This is a genomic window from Arthrobacter sp. 05T47 (genome assembly GCF_056395825.1).
Genome location: NZ_JBFTKG010000007.1, coordinates 50,441 through 69,042, shown reverse-complemented (window position 1 = coordinate 69,042; position 18,602 = coordinate 50,441). Strand labels below are relative to the sequence as shown.

Here is an 18,602-nt window from a genome sequence, read left to right as displayed (position 1 = left end):
TGCGCTGCCGCGGCTTCCCACACCCGCACGCATATTCACCGCAGTCCATCTCCACAGCAATCCATCTTCACAGCGGTCCATCTTCACAGCCGTCCATCGACCAAAAGAACAGGGGTTACCCATGTCCAACGCCCGCACCGCGGCATCATCCAGCCTCCTCCGGGGCGGCGATGCGTTTGAGAATCTGTCGCAGGAGGACCGGCGGTTCGCGCCTTCGGCGGAGTTCGCGGCGAATGCGGTGGTGACCGCGGGTGAGTATGCCGAGGCCGACGCGGACCGGCCCGCGTTCTGGGCGAGGCAGGCCCGGGAACTGCTGGACTGGTCCCGGGACTTTGACCAGGCTTTGGACTGGTCCGAGCCGCCGTTCGCGAAGTGGTTCGTCGGCGGGGAGGTCAACGCCGCGTACAACGCCCTGGACCGGCATGTGAGGGCCGGGAACGGGGACCGGGTGGCGATCCAYTTCGAGGGCGAGCCCGGGGACACCCGCACCTACACCTACGCSCAGCTGACCGCGGAGGTGAAGAGGGCCGCGAACGCSTTCGAGTCCCTCGGCGTGGCCAAGGGCGACCGGGTCGCGGTCTACCTGCCCATGATCCCCGAGGCCGTCATCACCATGCTCGCCTGCGCCCGGATCGGCGCGGTCCACTCGGTGGTCTTCGGCGGCTTCTCCGCCGATGCGCTGCGGTCCCGGATCGATGACGCCGAGGCCAAACTCGTCGTCACCGCCGACGGCACCTACCGCCGCGGCAAGCCCAGCCCGCTCAAACCCGCCGTCGACGASGCCCTCGCCGGTGCCGGGCACACGGTGCGGAACGTCGTGGTGGTCAAACGCAACGGACAGGAGGTGGACTGGCACGAGGGCCGGGACCACTGGTGGGMCGACACCGTCGGCGCCGCCTCMSCCGAGCACACSGCCGYCGGGCACGACGCCGAGCAYCCKYTGTTCATCCTGTACACCTCCGGGACSACCGGCAAGCCCAAGGGCATCCTGCACACCACCGGCGGCTACCTCACCCAGACCGCCTAYACSCACCGGGCGGTCTTCGACCTGCAYCCGGAGACCGACGTGTACTGGTGCACCGCGGACGTCGGCTGGGTCACCGGGCACTCCTACGTCGCCTACGCCCCGCTGATCAACGGCGCCACCCAGGTCATGTAYGARGGCACCCCGGACTCCCCGCACCAGGGCCGCTGGTGGGAAATCATCGAAAAATACCGGGTCTCCATCCTCTACACCGCCCCGACCGCGATCCGGACGTTCATGAAGTGGGGCACSGACATCCCCGCGAAATACGACCTGTCCTCGATCCGGGTCCTGGGCTCSGTGGGCGAACCCATCAACCCCGAGGCCTGGATGTGGTACCGCGAGACCATCGGGGCCAATGCCGGCAAGAACGGYGAAAAGAAAGAGCACCCCGCCCCGATCGTGGACACCTGGTGGCAGACCGAGACCGGGGCGCAGATGATCGCCCCGCTGCCCGGGGTCACCGCGACCAAGCCCGGYTCSGCGCAGGTCCCGCTGCCSGGCATCGCCGYGGACGTCGTGGACGAGACCGGCGCGTCCGTGCCCAACGGGCACGGCGGCTTCCTGGTGATCCGCGAACCCTGGCCGGCCATGCTCCGCGGGATCTGGGGGGACCCGGAACGGTTCAAGGAGACCTACTGGTCCCGCTTCGAGACCATGTACTTCGCCGGCGACGGCGCCAAGAAGGACCAGGACGGCGATATCTGGCTCCTGGGCCGGGTCGATGACGTGATGAACATTTCCGGGCACCGGCTCTCCACCGCCGAAATCGAATCCGCCCTCGTCTCCCACCCCGCSGTCGCSGAAGCCGCCGTCGTCGGCGCCGCGGACGAGACCACCGGCCAGGCCGTCGTCGCCTTCGTSATCCTCCGCSGGGACGCCRYSGACWCCGGCGAGGACACCGTCACCGAACTCCGCAACCACGTCGGCAAGGAAATCGGCCCGATCGCCAAACCCAAAACCATCCTCATCGTCCCCGAACTGCCCAAAACCCGGTCCGGAAAAATCATGCGCCGCCTCCTCAAAGACGTCGCCGAAGGCCGCGACCCAGGCGACGCGACCACCCTGGCGGACAACACCGTCATGACCCAAATCGCCCAATCGCTAAGAAAATAACCCACCCGCGATCGGTATGCTCGCTTGTGTCCGCACGAGTGGGCTCCCGCGCATGAGAGGTGGAGACCGTGATCCTGTTCCTGACGATTGTCAGCGGCCTGGCCTGGACCGTGGTCTATGTCGATGCCATCCGGATTGGTTTCAAGGACAGGAGCTACGCGATCCCGGCCGCCGCGCTCGGGCTCAACTTCGCGTGGGAGACCATCTACGCCGCCCGCTCCGTCGCGACCGGAATTGACGCGCAGGGGGTCTTCAACATCGCGTGGGGACTCGCCGACGTCGTGATTCTGTACACCTTCTTGAAGTTCGGCCGATCCGAACTTCCGGCGTGGGTGACGCGGCGGCTCTTCGTCGGCTGGGCGCTCCTGCTGGGCGTCACGTCCTTCGCCGTGCAGCTGCTGTTCGTCGCAGAGTTCGGCTGGGATGACGCTTCGCGCTATGCGGCCTTCCTGCAGAACCTGCTGATGTCCGGGCTGTTCATCGCCATGTTCGTTACCCGCGGCGGGCCCCGGGGCCAGACCCTGCTGATCGCCGTGGCCAAGTGGATCGGCACCCTCGCGCCCACGATTGTCTTCGGCTGGTACCGCGGTTCGCCCCTGATCCTGGGAGTGGGCCTGCTCTGCAGCGTCTTTGATCTGGTGTACATCGGCCTGCTGTGGCGGTCCCGGCGCCGGCTTAGGCCTAGAGCGTGACGACGATCTTGCCCTTGGCGTGGCCCTGTTCGAGCGCAGCGAAGGCCTCCGCGATCTCCGCGAACGGGTAGGTCCTGTCCACAACCGGCTGCACGTGGCCGCTGTCGACCAGCGCCGCCAGAGTGCGCAGATCATCCCCGCTGGGGTGCATGAACAGGTAGCGGTAGCCGGCCTTCGCCCTGCGGGCGCGGCGGCGGATACCCATGCTCATCAGCCAGAACGCGGCGGTGATCAACGGCGGCGAACCCAGGTCCTTCGTCGCCGTGCGGGGCTCCGGAACGCCGGCGATGGAAACCACCCGGCCGCCGGGCCGGAGGATGCGGAAGGAATCCCGGAGGGTCGTCCCGCCGACCAGGTCCAACACGGCGTCGAAATCGTGCAGCACCTCGGCGAAATTCTCCCGGGTGTAGTCGACGACGCGGTCCGCCCCCAGCCGACGCACCAGTGCCTCGCCCCGGACCGATGCCGTGGTGGTGACCTCGGCCCCAAAATACTGGGCGAGCTGGATGGCCAGGGTTCCCACGCCGCCTGCGCCGCCGGAGATGAAGAGCCGGGTGCCGTGACCCACGCCGAGTTCATCCCGGAGGGCCTGCAGCGCCGTGAGTCCGGCCAGGGGCAATCCGGCGGCGTCGGCGAATCCGAGCGACGCCGGCATGGCGGCCACGAATTCCTGCTGTACGCACACCAGCTCGGCAAACGCTCCGAGCCGCGTCTTATCCACCCGGGCGTAGACGCGGTCCCCAATGGCGAAGCGGCTGGGCCCGGGTCCGACTGCTTCCACCGTCCCGGCGACTTCACAGCCGGCGACGATCGGCAGGCGGACACGGCTGATGGGACGGAGCGCACCCTGCCGGAATTTGAAGTCCACCGGGTTCAGCCCTGCCGCGGAGACTTTGATCCGGACATCGCCCGGGCCGGGCTGGGGCGCCGGAACGTCGCGGAGTTCCATGGCGTCCGGGCCGCCATAGCGGGTGAGGACGTAGGCACGCACGCTTAGTCCCGGGTGGGCTCTGGTTCGGCGGAGGCAGCCTCGTAGGAGAGGTTCTCGTAGTCGGTGTCGTCCGCCTCGTCGAGCATGTCGTCCAGTTCGKCCAGCAGCCACGGGTTGATCCGGGCCAGGATCTTCCGGGTTTCCTCGACCGGGACGGCGGCATAGAGCACCGGGCGGGCCTCGTCGTAGCGGGTCACCGGGGGCTTGTCCGGCCACTTTTCGGCCAGCGCCTTGACCCGTTCCGGCAGCGAATTGTGCGCATTGTCGGCGATCTTGACCAGGGTGGCGTCGTGGTCCTCGGCGATGTAGCGGATGCCGGCCTGGTAGTCGTCCGGGTTCTCGTGCAGGCGCTTCGTGACCCGTTCGATGATGTCCACGGCCCGCTCGGAGACGCCCATGTCCAGCAGCGCCTGCCGTGTCATCGGGGTGTCCTCGGCGATGTCGTGGAGGTACCCGGCGATCCGGATATCGTCGTCGAAGTCCGCCAGGGCATCGCCGACGGCGAGCACATGCTCCCGGTAGGGCCGCTTGAGCTTGTCCTTCTGGCGGTTGTGGGCCACCTCGGCCAGGACCTTGGCTGTCTCAACGGTGAAGCGGGGCTGGGGGTGTGCGGGCTCGGTCATGAATCCAGCCTACGCGCCGCGGCTGTCCGTTCGGGGCGGGACCCCGGCTGCCGGGAGGGCTGCGGGCACCCCGGGCCACACCCAGGGATCGCGGGGCAGCGCTGCGGGGTCGAAGGCGGCAAGTGCATGTTCCAGCCCGCCGGGCGGGAGGCCGAGAGAGGCCAGCAGCATGTCCCGGACCTGGTCCGCGGTCACGCCGGCCAGCTCCAGGTCGGCGAGGGTGACGGCGCCGTCGCGCTTGGCCAGCCGGGCGCCGTCGGCGTTGAGTACCAGCGGCACATGCGCATATTCCGGAACAGGCATATTCAGGAGGGACGCCAGGTACGCCTGCCGGGGCGTGGAGGGCAGCAGGTCGTCGCCGCGAACCACCTGGTCTATGCCCTGCTCCGCATCGTCCACCACCACGGCCAGGTTGTAGGCGGTCACGCCGTCGTTGCGCCGGAGCACGAAGTCGTCCACCACCCCCGTGTACCCGCCGTGGAGCACGTCCTGGACCGTCACCTCGGCCACTGTGGAACGGAGCCGGACAGCAGGCGGCCGGGTGGCCCGTTTGGCGGCGCGCTCGGCGTCGGTGAGGTTCCGGCAGGTCCCCGGGTAGGCGCCCTGCGGGGCGTGCGGCGCGGACGGGGCTTCCTGGATTTCGCGGCGGGTGCAAAAGCACTCGTAGGTCAGGCCGGCCGCCGTCAGCTGCGCGATCGACCCGGCGTACAGGTGTTCCCGGTCCGTCTGGCGCACTATGCCGCCGTCCCAGCCCACGCCGATCGCGGCGAGGTCGCGGAGCTGCCCGGCCTCGGCACCGGCCCGGGCACGGTCCAGGTTCTCCACCCGCATCAGGAACTTCCGCGCCGTGGACCGGGCGAAGAGCCAGGCCAGGATGGCGGTCCGGAGGTTGCCCACATGCAGTTCGCCGGAGGGACTGGGGGCGAAGCGGCCGGTTGAGGTCATGGGATAAGCCTATGCGGGGGCAGCACAAGAGCCCCTCAGCTACCGATGACTTCGGGAATCCGACGTCGGTAGCTCAGGGGCTCTTGCCGCGTGGTGGTGCGTTGTGCGGAATGACGATGCGTGAACAAGAGTCAATCAGCGGCGGGTTCCTTGCGGGAGCCTCATCCGGGGTCCGGGTGGTGTGCCGGGGTTTCCGTAGCCTTCGGGACCGTGGCGGTGGCCGCGTCCCCTTGTTGTCACCATTTGAGCAGAAGCCCTACAGTTGGTGCAACGGACCGGCGCCGGAGTGGTCAATCTGATCAACTTCTGCCGGGGCGGTGAACAGGAAGTGGTCATTTTGCAGGAGCTCGACGCGACGGACCGGCGGATCCTCGCCGCGCTGGACGAGGATCCCCGCGTGCCGGTCATGGTGCTGGCGCAGAAGCTGGGCTTGGCCCGCGGAACGGTCCAGTCCCGGCTGGAGCGGATGTCGGCGTCGGGCGCGCTCCGCCCGAACAGCAGCCGGGTCCTACCGTCGGCCCTGGGCCGGGGCGTGGCGGCGGCCGTGAGCGCGGAACTGGACCAGAGCCACCTCAACGAGGCGATCGCGGCCCTGCGCAACATCCCGGAAGTGCTCGAATGCCATGCGCCGGCCGGCGACACCGACCTCCTGATCCGGGTGGTGGCCAAAAGTCCGGATGACCTCTACCGCGTGTCCGAGGAAATCCGGCTGTGCCCCGGCATCGTCCGGACCTCAACCAGCATGTTCCTGCGCGAGGTCATCCCCTACCGGACCACGGGACTGCTCGGCGCCTAAGATGCCTGACGCCTCCGACTAGACGGGCGGACCCACGTTGGTCTTGAGGTTCTTCATGACCAGGGTTGAGGTCAGGCGCTCGACGCCGGGCAGCGAGGTCAGTTCGCTGTCGTAGAAACGCTGGTAGGACGGCAGGTCCTCGGCGATGACCTTGAGCAGATAGTCCGGTGAGCCGAAGAGCCGCTGGGCCTCCACGATGTTGGGGTTGTCGGCCACCCGGTTCTCGAAGATCTCCATGGTAGAGCGGTCCACCTGGCGCAGCGTCACGAAGACGATGGCCTCGAAGCCGAGACCCACGGCGGCGGGATCGACGTCCGCCCGGTAGCCCCGGATGATCCCGGCGGCCTCGAGATCGCGCAGCCGGCGGTGGCACGGGGCAACGGTCAGCCCCACCTTGGCCGCCAGGGCCGTGGCAGTCATTCGCCCGTCCGTCTGGAGGTGGCGCAAAATACTTCTGTCAATGTTGTCGATCACGCAATTATCTTACCCAAAAGCCGCGATTCTCCAGTAAATAGGCGAACACTTCCGGGCCGATTTTGCCTAGAGTTTTCCCTGTACCCGCAACGAGGGTGCCGCACCCCTGGAGCCGCCATGAACCCCCAGCTTTTCCTCGCCTTCCTGGTTGTCGCCGTCGCCTTGGCGTGCACGCCCGGCGTCGACTGGGCGTACTCGATTGCGGCCGGGCTCAGGCAGCGCAGCTTCGCGCCCGCCGTCGCCGGGCTGTGCGGCGGCTACGCCCTCCACACGGCGCTCCTGGTGCTGGGCCTTGCGGCACTTCTGGCCGGGTTGCCCGGCGTGCTCGGCTGGCTGACGGCTGCGGGTGCCCTTTACCTGCTCTGGCTGGGATTCAGCACCCTGCGGTCCTGGCGGGGCGCCAGCTTCAACGGCCCCAGCTTCAGCGCGGGCACCTCGGCTCCCCCGGCGGCCGCGCCCCCGGGCCAGCTCCGGATCTTCCTCCAGGGCGTGGGTATCAGCGGGATCAATCCGAAGGGCCTGCTGTTCTTCGTGGCCCTGGTGCCGCAGTTCGTCAGTCCCGAGGCCGCGTTGCCGGTTCCGGTCCAGTCAGGGCTGCTCGGGCTGACCTTCGTCCTGCTCGTGGCGGTCATCTACAGCTGCGTGGCACTCCTGGCCCGGAAACTGCTGCACGCCCGGCCGGGCGCAGCGCGCCAGGTGACACTGGCCAGCGGGATCATCATGCTGGTCCTGGGTGCCCTGCTGCTCGCCGAACAGATCGTGCCCGCGGTCGGCGCAGCACTGTCCCGCGGGTAAGCCCGGGAACTCGGGGCCGGCGCTACTTGCGCTGCATGTACCACTCGGTGAAGGACGACGCACGGCCGTCTGCGGTCAACTGGATGATCCACAGGTTGTCATAGCTTCGGCTGTTGCCACGGTAGGTTGTCAGGCCCTGCACGAACGCCCTGCCGCCGTCGACCCCCAGCAGTTTCCACTCAAATGTCCAGTCATCCGGCTCATCGCGCCCGGCAATCCAGTGCTCCACGATGTCATCCCGGCCCTGCCACGGTTCGGCTTCCTGGGGGCTGGTCGCATAGACGGCGTCCTCGGTAAACAGGGCCCGAATGTCCTCCGGACCATTCGTTGTCCACGCCGTGATGTAGTGCTGCATCCAGCGCTCCACCGCATCTCTCATGCCTCGTTTGTACTCCCCGGCATGGGGGCCCGCAAGAGTAGTGGTTACGTGTATTTGGCGCTGATCCGGCACGTAATCCTGTCAGTTCTCGTCAGGTTTGCCGTATTCGCGGTCCCAGAGTTCGTGCATTTCCGCGTCTTTGCGGATGGCCTTCACGGCCTCCAGCTGGGCCGGTTTCCGGCGCTGCCAATCCCGGGCTCCGAAGGTCTTTCTGCCAGCGTCCAGCAGGAGCAGGGCACGGTCCGTCAGCGCGTCGCCGCGGAGGGTGAAGTCCGTCTTCCTGCGCCGCAGGACCTCCTGCAGAGCGGAGCGGGAGGCGCTGTAGGACCGCAGCCGGCGCAGCGACCGGGCACGGACCAGCAGCAGCGCGGCGGACAGATCGTCCGCATTGAGTAGCCCCTCGGTGTCCGCTACCACTTCTACGTCGCGTCCCAGCTCGGCGGCGAGCGAACAGCGGGCCAGGGCCAGCGGCAGCGACGGCGGGAGGCCGGCCAGCGCGGCAAGCGCCGCCTCCGTCTGGCCGGTCTCGCGCAGGGAATGGGACAGGGCAAGGAATACGGCCTCCTCGCTGAACAGCACCGGGACCTCGATCCGCTCGGCCACCTCCACCCTGGTGACCACGCCGGCCAGGTAGACGGCCGCGTAGCGGTTGGCGTCGGCGTCGTTCCGGAGGCTGAGGCCATGCTGCAGGAGCTCGGACGCGCGCAGGTGCCCGCCGTGGGCGTAGGCCAGTAGCCCGGCCATGAGGTAGCAGAGTCCGGCCCAGCCGGGGTACGTGCGGGCCAGGGTGATCAGCCGGTCCGGCTCGGTGCTGCCAAAGATGGCGGCGTGCACCGCCTTCGCGGTCTTGGCCGAGGTCCGGCCGCCCACCTTGCCCAGCCGGGGAACCCCGCCCTCGGCGGCCAGCGTCCCGGGCTTCCGGCCCGCCATGAGCCCGGTCACCACGCCGCCCACGTTGCCGGCCAGGCCGCGGACAGGCGTCCGGATTACGGGCTTGCGGTAGGGCGTCAGGTCGCGGGTGTCGGTGTACGGTCTGCCCGTGCCCACGGGCGTCTGGCCCGCGGACGTCCGGTCCGCGGCAATCTGCCCGGCGGCAAGGAGGTCGGCAGGGATTTGGCCGATGGTGATGTGGGTGGCAGATTCGCCAAGTCCGGCGCTCATTCCCTCATGGTAGTAGGCTCCGCGGGCCGCTGCTAGGCTGCCGAAGCCACCCAGAGCCCGATCACCCAAGTGCTCGCGGCGAGGCACGCGAGGCCGAATTCCACGATCATGCCCAGGCCGGTGGCCTTCAGCGCCGCCCAGCTCGAGGCCACCGCCGTTCCGAACGCCCGTGTGCGCAGCAGCTCGCTGAGCAGGAGCCCGGCCGCGAACCCCACGAAGAGCCCCACCACGGGGATGATGAACATGCCAGCCACGCCCAGCACCAGGCCCACCACCACCGAACGGCTCGGGATGCTGTGTTCCTTGAGTTTCCGGCCGGTCAGGACGGCACCGGCGGCCATGCCGGCCAGGACGAACACCAGCCCGATCCCGAAGACCACCCAGCCGGTGGTTCCGGCGCCGCCCCACAGCGCCCAGGCGAGCAGGCTCAGCCCGATCAGGATGCCACCGGGCAGCACGGGGATGATGGTCCCGGCCACGCCCACCAGGATGGCAAGGCCGCAGAGCACAGTCACGGCAATCTCGGGGTTCATGGGCCAAGTCTAGGCGGCGAGGCCCGGCCCGGCGCTCCGCGGCGCTCCCCAACCAGGCAGGCGACGGCGGCCCTGCACAGTTAGATCCACAGCAGGCAGGGCCGCCGTCGCCGTTTGAGCGCGGCGTTGCGCGGGTTTACTCGGCTTCCACCGCCGCGGCGACTGCTGCGGAGACGGCAGGCGCCACGCGGGGGTCAAGCGGGCTGGGCACGATGTAGTCGGCGGTGAGGTCGTCCTCGGCCAGTTCGGCGATGGCCCGGGCCGCGGCGAGCTTCATGGCCGGCGTGATCCGGCGGGCGCCGGCGTCGAGGGCTCCGCGGAAGATGCCGGGGAAGGCGAGGACGTTGTTGATCTGGTTCGGGAAGTCGCTGCGCCCGGTGGCGACGACGGCCGCGTACTTGCTCGCGACCTCCGGCAGGACTTCCGGGTCCGGGTTGGACAGGGCGAACACGATCGAGCTGTGGTTCATCAGCTTCAGGTGTTCCTCGTCCAGCTTGGCGGAGGAGACCCCGACGAACACGTCGGCGCCCAGCAGTGCCTCTCCCGGGCCGCCGGTTACGCCGCGCGGGTTGCTGCGGGCGGCGAGTTCGGCCTTCTTGCTCGCCGGATCGGCGGCGATGTCCGCACGGTCGGCGCTGATCGCGCCGCGGGAGTCCAGGAGGACGACGTCGCCGATCCCGGCGGTCAGCAGGATTTCGGCGACGGCGATTCCGGCCGCGCCGGCGCCGGAAACCACCACGCGCAGGCTGTCGAGCGTCCGGCCGGTCACCTTGGCGGCGTTGGTCAGGGCGGCGAGGACCACGACGGCGGTTCCGTGCTGGTCATCGTGCATGACCGGGCAGTCCAGTGCCTCGATGAGCTTTTCCTCGAGTTCGAAGCAGCGCGGTGCGGCGATGTCCTCGAGGTTGACGGCGCCGAAGCTCGGGCGCAGCCGGACAAGGGTCTCGACGATTTCGTCGACGTCGGTGGTGTTGAGGACCAACGGGATGGAGTCGAGTTCGCCGAAGGCCTTGAAGAGCGCGGACTTGCCCTCCATCACGGGCAGCGAGGCGCTGGCGCCAATATTGCCCAGGCCCAGCACGGCCGTGCCGTCGCTGACGACCACCACCAGGCGCTGGGCCCACGTGAGCGTCTTGGCGAGCTCGGGGTTGGCATGGATGGCGCGGCTGACCTGGGCGACGCCGGGCGTGTAGGCGATGGAGAGGTCGCGCTTGCTGGCGAGCGAGACGGTGCTGGAAATCGACAGCTTGCCGCCCTCGTGGGATGCGAAGATTTCCTCGTCGCTGAGCACGGTTACCGTCTCGGCCGGGGAAGTGGAATCGGCGGGAATGATCGTTTCAGTGGACACGTCTTTGTCTCCTGGGATTCACCGTGGGCGCACGGCTCATGAAGCTCAAGCACAGGGGTGCTCAAGTTGGTCTGTCGGGGGCATCGCAACCAGTGGTGGTGGTAGGGCAGCCCCCGGAATTGCTGGCGTCAGCCGGATCCGGTCCAGCAATCCTAAACAGGGCGCTCCCCCGGTTACGTCGGGTCGGGGCGCTATCGCACGATGGTTAAACGTTTACGCATCGTATCAAGTGACCCGTATCACACGAGGAAGACGTTTTTCGGGGCCGCTGGTCTAGACCGGTTACGCGGCCTGCTGGGCGCGCTGGAGCAGTGAGCAGGCCTTCTTGAGGTCCTCCTCCGCTTCGAAGAGGGACAGCCTTCGGCAGCGTACGGCCTGGACCAGCCCCGTGACCGTCAACAGCAGGACCCGGGCCACGGCGGCGTCGCCGCACGCGGCTGCCACGGCTTTCTCGGCGGTCGCATCGATTTCGCGGAGCAGCCGGGTGGTGTCGGTGTCCTTGACGTAGACCGCCCGGTTGAGGCACTGCTCCACGGCGGGCTGCATCAGGCGCATGTGGAAGATCTCCATCACCACTCCCGCCAGGGCCTGGGTGGCAACCTTTCCCTCCGCCGAGCTTCCTGCGAGCAGTTCGCCCAGTTGCTTGCGGTACAGCGCCAGGACCAGCTGGGTGGAGGAGGGAAAGTAGCGGTACAGCGTCCCCAGGGGCACATCCGCCTTGGCCGCCACCTCGGACAGGACCACGGAGTCCAGGCCCTTGCGGGCAAACCCGGCGGCGACGTCGAGGATCCGAATGTAACGGAGCCGTTGCCGGGGCAGAGTGGGGGGAGGGGCCATCGGTGGAAGATCTGAGTGAAAGTCAGGCATCAGCAGCGTTCCGGGAGTCGTTTTTCTCGGCAGCCGGGCGCCATCCGCCCACCGCGCTGCCGCGGCAATTGCCGTCCACTATACGCCACGAAACCGGGCATTCGGCCCGTCGGGCAGGGCCCCAGCGGCCCCAGGAGCCGGCCGCGGCCGGCTCAGTCCACGCCCTTGATCTTCACCACGAACACGGCACCGAGAAGCCCGATCACGGCGGCCGCCACATACAGCGCAACATAGCCGCCCCAGAAGGCTACAAAGGGGTACGCGATCAGCGGGGCGAGCACTTGCGGCAGTGAGTTGGCGACGTTGATGACGCCCAGGTCCTTGCCGCGGTCCAGGGCCGTGGGCAGGACCTGGGTGATGAGGGCGAAGTCCACCGCCAGGTAGCAGCCAAAGCCGATGCCCAGCACCGAGGCGCCGATCAGCGCGCCCGGCCAGGTGGGCGCAAACGCAAGAATGAGGGAGGCCACGGCGATCACGGCCGAGGAGATGATGACCAGCGGCTTCCGGCGGCCCATCCGGTCGCTCAGCCGGCCGCCGACCACGCTGGTGAGAATCACCATGACCGCATAAAGGCCCGTCAGGATCAGAACCCCCAGCGCGGGCTCTATCCCTTCGGTGTCGCGGAGCCGGACGGCGTCGTTGAGGAAGAACAGCAGGTAAAGGGTGACCATGTGGTTGCCGATGTTCACCAGCAGTCGCGTCAGCCAGGCCCAGGCAAAGTCCGGGTAGCGGGCCGGGGAAATCCAAAAGCCCCGCAGGAAGCCGGCCAGGCTGAACGGCGGGCGGGCCTGCGCAGGCAGCGGAACGTCGTCGTTCTTGAAGAAATAGAGCACGACGCCGGCAAGCAGCGCCGCCGCGCAGACAAAGTACCCCGCGGCGAAGTTTCCGGCGACGGCGGCGGCGATCACCGCCCCTGCCAGGATTCCTGCCGTCTGGCCCATGGCAGCCAGTCCACCCACAGTGCCGCGCTGCGGGACAGGAACCCGGTCCGGGATGGCCGCGGTGATGGCCGCGTACGCGCCGTTGCAGCCTGCCTGGACGAGGCACCACAGCAGCGTCATGGCGGCGATGCTCGGGGCGCCCGCCAGCGCGATGAGTGCCGCCGCGCCCAGGACGGCGCCGAAGAGCACCCACGGAACCCGCCGGCCCCGGCGTGAGGTGGTCCGGTCGCTGAAGGCGCCGAAGAGGGGGTTCGCGACAAGGGACACGGCCGCGCCCGCACCCGTCACGAGGGCCAGGATGGCTTCCTTGTCCGGTTCGCTGAAGGCCGCCGCCTGCTGGCCGAGGAGCACCTGGATCGGGCCGAAGAACGCCGCGTTGATGCCGACATTGACCAGCACCACCCCCGCGGTCCAGACGGGCCGGACGCGGCGTTCGGGTTCGGCGAGTGCCGGCGCGGTGGTATCGGACATGCTCATGGTCCCCCCTGGAACTGATGATCAGGCAGATGTATCAGTGCGGAGCCAGACTATCGGGACTCGGCAGATCTGTTCGCTATGTGCGAGTCTCGGTATGAACACGCCGCCCACCCCTGCATCCGAGGAGAACCCGTGAACGCTTCCGCCGTCAATACTGCCGACCTTTACGATGAGCGCGGCGGGGAGCTGGACTCCGTGTCCCTGCAGTTCCAGTCCCTGGGCGGACACAGCCACTTTCGCGGGCCGGTCCGGACCATCCGGTGCTTCGAGGACAACGCTCTGGTCAAGTCCGTGCTGGCCACTCCCGGCAACGGCTCCGTGCTGGTGGTCGACGGCGCCGGCTCCCTGCGCACGGCGCTGATGGGGGACCTGATCGCGGCGAGTGCCGTCGCGAACGGCTGGGCCGGCGTCGTCATCAACGGCGCCATCCGGGACCGGATCGCGATCGCGGGGCTGCCGCTCGGGGTCAAGGCGCTGGGCAGCAACCCGCGCAAGAGCGCCAAGGAAGGCGCCGGGGGAATCGATGTGCCGCTGGAGATCGACGGCGTGGCCATCCGCCCCGGCGCGATGATCTGGTGCGATCCGGACGGAATCCTGGTCGAACGCTGAGGACATTTTTCGCCGGGATGTAGTGGCGGGAACATTTGAGCCAGTAACATAGTTACTGAAAGCAACTATCCGCTTAATTCCCACACTTCACCTTGGAGCAGTCATGTCCAAAACCACCTCCGTGCGCGCCGCGGGAGAGGTCCTGACCCACCGTCAGACCGTCACCGTCATGGTGGGGCTCATGCTCGGCATGTTCCTGTCCTCGCTGGACCAGACGATCGTGTCCACCTCGATCTACACGATCGCCAACGACCTCGACGGCCTTTCCCTGCAGGCCTGGGCCACCACCGCCTACCTCATTACCTCGACGGTGAGCACGCCGCTCTACGGCAAGCTCAGCGACATCTTCGGACGCCGCCCGCTGTACCTCATCGCCATCCTGATCTTCCTCGCCGGCTCGCTCTACGCCGGCTCGGTCCACTCCATGACCGAGCTCGCCGTTGCCCGCGGCATCCAGGGCATGGGCGCCGGCGGCCTCCTGGCCCTCGCCCTGACCATCATCGGCGACATCGTGGCGCTCAAGGACCGGGCCAAGTACCAGGGCTACTTCATGTCCGTCTTCGGCATCTCCTCTGTCCTGGGCCCGGTGGTCGGCGGCGCCTTCGCCGGCACCGAGACCATTCTCGGCATCGACGGCTGGCGCTGGGTCTTCCTCATCAACATCCCGATCGGCCTCGCGGCCCTGGCGGTGGTGTTCATGTACCTGCACCTGCCGGCGAAGCACGTGAAGCAGAAGATCGACTACTGGGGCGCCGCCGCCATCACCCTGGCGATCGTGCCGCTCCTGCTCGTCGCCGAACAGGGCCGCAGCTGGGGCTGGAGCTCCACCAACTCCTACCTCTGCTACGGCCTGGGCGTTGTGGGCATCATCGCGTTCCTGCTGGCCGAGCGGCGCGCCGGCGACTACGCCCTGATCCCGCTCCGGCTGTTCCAGAACATCACCTTCGGGCTGTCCTCGCTGCTGAACTTCATCATCGGCATCGGCATGTTCGGCGCCATCGCGATGCTGCCCATGTACCTGCAGCTGGTCAAGGGCCTGACGCCCACCGAGGCCGGCCTCATGATGATCACCTTCACCGTGGGCATCCTCACCGGATCCATCACGGCCGGCCGGACCATCTCCGCATCGGGCACCTACCGGATCTTCCCGATCCTCGGCACGGCGGTCCTGACCGCCGCCGCCGTCGTGATGGGCCTGTCCCTCGGCGTCGACACGCCGCTCTGGGTGCCGGGCGTCATTGCCGTGTTCTTCGGCCTGGGCCTGGGCTTCTGCATGCAGCCGCTGACGCTGGCCATGCAGGTCTCCGTTCCGTCCAAGGACATGGGCGTGGGCACGTCCTCCGCCGCGTTCTTCCGCTCGATGGGCGGTGCTGTCGGAACCGCCGTGTTCATCTCGATGCTGTTCAGCCTCGCGGCGGACAAGATCGCCACGGGCATGAAGGACGCCGCGCAGAATGCGGACTACCTCAAGGTGCTCAAGGACCCGGCCGTCGCGGCCGACCCCGCCAATGCCAAGCTCTACGAGTTCTTCAAGAACGGGGCAAGCAACGATTCCCTGAACGACACCAGCTGGCTGCACACGGCCAACCAGACGCTGACCCGCCCCATCACTGAGGGCTTCGCGCAGTCGATCGACGCCGTCATGCTCACGGCTGCCGTACTCACGGGCATCGCCTTCCTGATCACCTTCGCCCTGCCGAACAAGAAACTCACGGACCCGAAGGCAGCTGCCAAAGAGGCAGTCGCGGCCGCCGCCCACTAGGGCGGTCCCGAACACCGGCAGGCCCACGTCACGGCAGGCAGTCTTTTGGACTGCCTGCCGTTGTCGTCTCCCGCAAAACCGGGGTTGGGGAGGGCGTCCGACGCCGAAAGGCTGCCCTGCGTGACGCCTGCGGATCCCGGCCGGGCAGGCAGTGTTGCAGGCACTTTCGCAGGCACAGTTGATGGCCGGAGCAGTGTGCGTGTTTAGTCTCACTTTCCGAGGCCTGTGATTCGCCGCACGCCGGGCCGGGTGTAAGACTGGGTAGTTGCGGCCGAGGCCGTGGACCGCGAACTGCCAAGGGAGCCGTATGACCATCACCCAAGACCAGACCGCCGCCAAGATCCCCAAACGGGTCATTTGGCTGGCCGTGGCGGGCGCCGTCGGCGGCTTCCTCTTCGGCTTTGACTCCTCCGTCGTCAACGGCGCCGTCGACGCGATCAAGGACGAGTTCGCCCTCAGCGAGGCCGTGACCGGCTTCGCCGTCGCCGTGGCGCTCCTGGGCTGCGCGGCCGGCGCCTACCTGGCCGGCAAGGTCGCCGACCGCTACGGCCGCATCCCGGCCATGAAGCTGGGTGCGCTGCTGTTCCTGGTCAGCGCCATCGGCACCGGATTCGCGTTCGGCGTCTGGGACCTGATCTTCTGGCGTCTGGTGGGCGGGCTCGGCATCGGCCTGGCCTCGGTGATCGCGCCGGCCTACATTTCCGAGATCTCCCCGCGCCACGTCCGGGGCCGCCTGGCCTCGCTGCAGCAGCTGGCGATCACCACCGGCATCTTCGCCGCCCTCCTCTCCGACGCCCTGTTCGCGAATTCGGCAGGCGGGGCTGACCAGGCCCTCTGGTTCGGCCTGGAAGCGTGGCGCTGGATGTTCATGGCCGCCGCCGTCCCCGCGGTGGTCTACGGCTGGATCGCCTTCACACTGCCCGAGTCACCGCGGTTCTTGGTCTTCCAGGGCAAGAACGAGGAGGCCCTCAAGGTCTTCAAGTCGATCGCCCCGAACGAGGACTCGGACCGGCATCTGCGCGACATCAAGAAGGCCATCGACGAGGACAAGCTCGCCGGCCAGAAGGGCTCCCTGCGCGGCAAGGCCCTGGGCCTGCAGCCGGTGGTCTGGATCGGCATCATCCTCTCCGTGCTGCAGCAGTTCGTCGGCATCAACGTGATCTTCTACTACTCCACCACCCTGTGGAAGGCCGTGGGCTTCCAGGAAAAGGATTCGCTCACCATCTCCGTGGCCACCGCCATCACCAACATCCTGGTGACGCTCGTGGCGATCGCCCTGGTGGACCGGATCGGCCGCCGTCCCATCATGCTGGCGGGTTCGATCGGCATGGCCCTCTCGCTCGGCACCATGGCCGTTGCCTTCGGCTCCGCCACCGGCTCGGGCGATGCGATCTCCCTTCCCGGCGCGTGGGGTCCGGCCGCGCTGGTTGCCGCCAACGTTTTTGTCATCAGCTTCGGCGCCTCGTGGGGCCCGCTGGTGTGGGTGCTGCTGGGCGAGATTTTCCCGTCCCGCATCCGTGCCCGTGCCCTGGGCCTGGCCGCGGCGGCACAGTGGATCGCCAACTTCGCCATCACCCTGAGCTTCCCCGTCATGGCCGCCGCCTCGCTGCCCCTGACGTACGCCATGTACGCGCTGTTCGCGGCGGCGTCGTTCTTCTTCGTGATGTTCAAGGTGCCGGAGACCAACGGCATGTCCCTGGAACAGGCCGAAACACTGTTCGTGCCCAAGGGCTCTGCGAAGGATTCGGCCAAGGATTCCCTCAAAGCCTGACCCGGCGCCTGGAAGTGGCAACAAAAACGCCCATGTTCTGCGGAACATGGGCGTTTCTGTTGCCTCGGCTGCTAGACCACGTGCGGCTCGTGCGCGGCCAGGTAGCGGCGTCCGCCGAACACCACGGCGATTGCGACCACCATGGCCAGTGCGCCGGCGAAGAAGGGGACCTGCGGGCCGAAGTGTTCGCCCAGCTGCGCGGCGGCAAAGGGTGCCAGGGCGCCGCCCATCCAACGCACGAAGTTGTAGCCGGCGGAAGCCACCGGCCGCGGCGAATCGGAAACGCCCATGGCCAGCTCGGTGTAGATGGTGTTGTTGACGCCCAGGAGCGCCCCGGAAATGACTACGAGGACCACGACGGCTGGCACCGAGTGCCCGGCGGCCAGGCCCAGCCCCAGAAGGTCCAGCATCAGCACGAACAGGGTGCCGGTGAGCACCCGGACGGCGCCGAAGCGGTTCTGCAGCACGGGGGCAACAAATACCGAGAAGAGAGCCACGGCGACGCCCCAGCCGAAGAACACCCCGCCGATCCCGTAGGCGTCCATGCCGAGGATGAAGGGCGTGAAGGCTAGGACAGTGAAGAAGCCGTAGTTGTAGAACAGGCCGCTGGCCGCCGTCGTCCTGAGCCCCTTGTGCCCCAGGGCCAGCAGCGGGTCCCGGAGCCGGACTTTCCGCTCGGGCAGCGGGGTCTTGGGCAGCAGGGCAATGAGCGCGATGAACGCCGAGGCCATCAGCACGGCGGTGCCGAAGAACGGGGCGCGCCACTGCCAGCCGCCAAGCAGCGCACCCAGGAGCGGGCCGAGGGAGATGCCCAGGCCGAGGGCGGCCTCGTACAGGATGATCGCGGTTCCGGCACCGCCGCTTGCGACGCCGACTATGACGGCCAGCGCGGTGGCCACGAACAGGGCGTTGCCCAGTCCCCAGCCGGCGCGGAAGCCGATCAGCTCAGCCACGCTGCCCGACGTGCCGGACAGCGAGGCGAACACAACAATCACGGCCAGTCCGATCAGCAGAGTCCGCTTCCCGCCGATGCGGGAGGAGACGTAGCCGGTGATCAGCATGGCGACGGCGGTCACCAGGAAATAGCTCGTGAAGAGCAGCGATACCTGGCTCCGGGAGGCATCCAGGTTCTTGGCGATCGCCGGCAGGATGGGATCCACCAGGCCGATGCCCATGAAGGCGAAGACGGCCGCGAGTGCCGTCGCCCACACCGCCTTGGGCTGTTTGAGTAGCGAGGCCTTCTCGGCCTCGAGGGTAACTTCGGCTGCCGGCAGGGTGTCGGCGGGCTGGCCGTGCAT

General features: G+C 68.1%; 18 protein-coding genes. 7 read left to right on the top strand and 11 right to left on the bottom strand.

Translation table 11 applies throughout. The features are described from left to right. The first annotated feature begins 121 nt into the window (after positions 1–121). Together acs and AC1DEY_RS07830 are read left to right on the top strand one after the other, a co-directional pair. Positions 122–2,140: an acetate--CoA ligase gene (gene acs / locus AC1DEY_RS07835; RefSeq protein ID WP_476867464.1), complete on the top strand. Its 2,019-nt coding sequence runs from the start codon at positions 122–124 to the stop codon at positions 2,138–2,140. 68 nt (positions 2,141–2,208) lie between these two features. After that, complete coding sequence (locus AC1DEY_RS07830) at positions 2,209–2,832, top strand: transmembrane-type terpene cyclase (protein WP_476867463.1); 624 nt, start codon at positions 2,209–2,211, stop codon at positions 2,830–2,832. Here the strand turns inward: AC1DEY_RS07830 and AC1DEY_RS07825 are convergent. From AC1DEY_RS07825 to gluQRS, 3 genes are read right to left on the bottom strand one after another with little or no spacing between them, the layout of a single operon-like run. Continuing rightward, a complete protein-coding gene (locus AC1DEY_RS07825) occupies positions 2,822–3,823 on the bottom strand; it encodes an NADP-dependent oxidoreductase (protein ID WP_476867462.1) in 1,002 nt (333 codons plus the stop codon). The two genes, AC1DEY_RS07830 and AC1DEY_RS07825, sit on opposite strands and share 11 nt — an antisense overlap. A 2-nt stretch (positions 3,824–3,825) precedes the next feature. After that, a complete protein-coding gene (locus tag AC1DEY_RS07820) occupies positions 3,826–4,446 on the bottom strand; it encodes an HD domain-containing protein (protein ID WP_476867461.1) in 621 nt (206 codons plus the stop codon). A 9-nt stretch (positions 4,447–4,455) separates the two neighbouring features. Further along, positions 4,456–5,391, bottom strand: coding sequence for a tRNA glutamyl-Q(34) synthetase GluQRS (gene gluQRS, locus AC1DEY_RS07815; protein ID WP_476867460.1), 936 nt, complete (start codon positions 5,389–5,391; stop codon positions 4,456–4,458). A 337-nt stretch (positions 5,392–5,728) separates the two neighbouring features. Between gluQRS and AC1DEY_RS07810 the strand changes: the two genes are divergently transcribed. Then, complete coding sequence (locus AC1DEY_RS07810; protein WP_176803545.1) at positions 5,729–6,187, top strand: Lrp/AsnC family transcriptional regulator; 459 nt, start codon at positions 5,729–5,731, stop codon at positions 6,185–6,187. 18 nt (positions 6,188–6,205) lie between these two features. Here AC1DEY_RS07810 and AC1DEY_RS07805 read toward each other — a convergent pair whose 3' ends face one another. After that, a complete protein-coding gene (locus AC1DEY_RS07805) occupies positions 6,206–6,661 on the bottom strand; it encodes an Lrp/AsnC family transcriptional regulator (protein WP_476867459.1) in 456 nt (151 codons plus the stop codon). A 117-nt stretch (positions 6,662–6,778) separates the two neighbouring features. On the opposite strand from AC1DEY_RS07805, the gene AC1DEY_RS07800 reads away from it, so the two are divergent. Beyond that, complete coding sequence (locus tag AC1DEY_RS07800; protein WP_476867458.1) at positions 6,779–7,456, top strand: LysE family translocator; 678 nt, start codon at positions 6,779–6,781, stop codon at positions 7,454–7,456. A 22-nt stretch (positions 7,457–7,478) separates the two neighbouring features. Here the strand turns inward: AC1DEY_RS07800 and AC1DEY_RS07795 are convergent, their stop codons facing one another. The 6 genes from AC1DEY_RS07795 to AC1DEY_RS07770 form a co-directional block, all read right to left on the bottom strand. Next, positions 7,479–7,835, bottom strand: coding sequence for a nuclear transport factor 2 family protein (locus tag AC1DEY_RS07795; protein WP_476867457.1), 357 nt, complete (start codon positions 7,833–7,835; stop codon positions 7,479–7,481). Between the two features lie 81 nt (positions 7,836–7,916). Further along, positions 7,917–8,996 carry a hypothetical protein gene (locus AC1DEY_RS07790; protein ID WP_476867456.1) on the bottom strand — a complete coding sequence of 360 codons (1,080 nt, stop codon included), beginning with the start codon at positions 8,994–8,996 and terminating at the stop codon, positions 7,917–7,919. A gap of 32 nt (positions 8,997–9,028) precedes the next feature. Then, on the bottom strand, positions 9,029–9,529 hold the full coding sequence (locus AC1DEY_RS07785; RefSeq protein ID WP_476867455.1) for a DUF456 domain-containing protein: 501 nt from the start codon (positions 9,527–9,529) through the stop codon (positions 9,029–9,031). A 136-nt stretch (positions 9,530–9,665) separates the two neighbouring features. Then, positions 9,666–10,877, bottom strand: a complete 1,212-nt coding sequence (locus AC1DEY_RS07780) for an NAD(P)-dependent malic enzyme (protein ID WP_476867454.1) — start codon at positions 10,875–10,877, stop codon at positions 9,666–9,668. A 282-nt stretch (positions 10,878–11,159) separates the two neighbouring features. After that, the gene (locus AC1DEY_RS07775; protein WP_476867453.1) at positions 11,160–11,714 is read right to left on the bottom strand and encodes a TetR/AcrR family transcriptional regulator; all 555 of its coding nucleotides are present in this window, start codon (positions 11,712–11,714) and stop codon (positions 11,160–11,162) included. A gap of 182 nt (positions 11,715–11,896) precedes the next feature. Further along, positions 11,897–13,162: an MFS transporter gene (locus AC1DEY_RS07770; protein ID WP_476867452.1), complete on the bottom strand. Its 1,266-nt coding sequence runs from the start codon at positions 13,160–13,162 to the stop codon at positions 11,897–11,899. A gap of 78 nt (positions 13,163–13,240) precedes the next feature. Between AC1DEY_RS07770 and rraA the strand changes: the two genes are divergently transcribed. The 3 genes from rraA (at position 13,241) to AC1DEY_RS07755 (ending at position 17,304) form a co-directional block, all read left to right on the top strand. Next, positions 13,241–13,771 carry a ribonuclease E activity regulator RraA gene (gene rraA, locus AC1DEY_RS07765; protein ID WP_476867451.1) on the top strand — a complete coding sequence of 177 codons (531 nt, stop codon included), beginning with the start codon at positions 13,241–13,243 and terminating at the stop codon, positions 13,769–13,771. Positions 13,772–13,874: 103 nt separating this feature from the next. Next, positions 13,875–15,533: an MDR family MFS transporter gene (locus AC1DEY_RS07760; RefSeq protein WP_476867450.1), complete on the top strand. Its 1,659-nt coding sequence runs from the start codon at positions 13,875–13,877 to the stop codon at positions 15,531–15,533. Positions 15,534–15,840: 307 nt separating this feature from the next. Continuing rightward, on the top strand, positions 15,841–17,304 hold the full coding sequence (locus tag AC1DEY_RS07755; RefSeq protein ID WP_476867449.1) for a sugar porter family MFS transporter: 1,464 nt from the start codon (positions 15,841–15,843) through the stop codon (positions 17,302–17,304). 71 nt (positions 17,305–17,375) lie between these two features. On the opposite strand, the gene AC1DEY_RS07750 is transcribed toward AC1DEY_RS07755, so the two are convergent. After that, positions 17,376–18,602, bottom strand: coding sequence for an MFS transporter (locus AC1DEY_RS07750; RefSeq protein ID WP_476867448.1), 1,227 nt, complete (start codon positions 18,600–18,602; stop codon positions 17,376–17,378).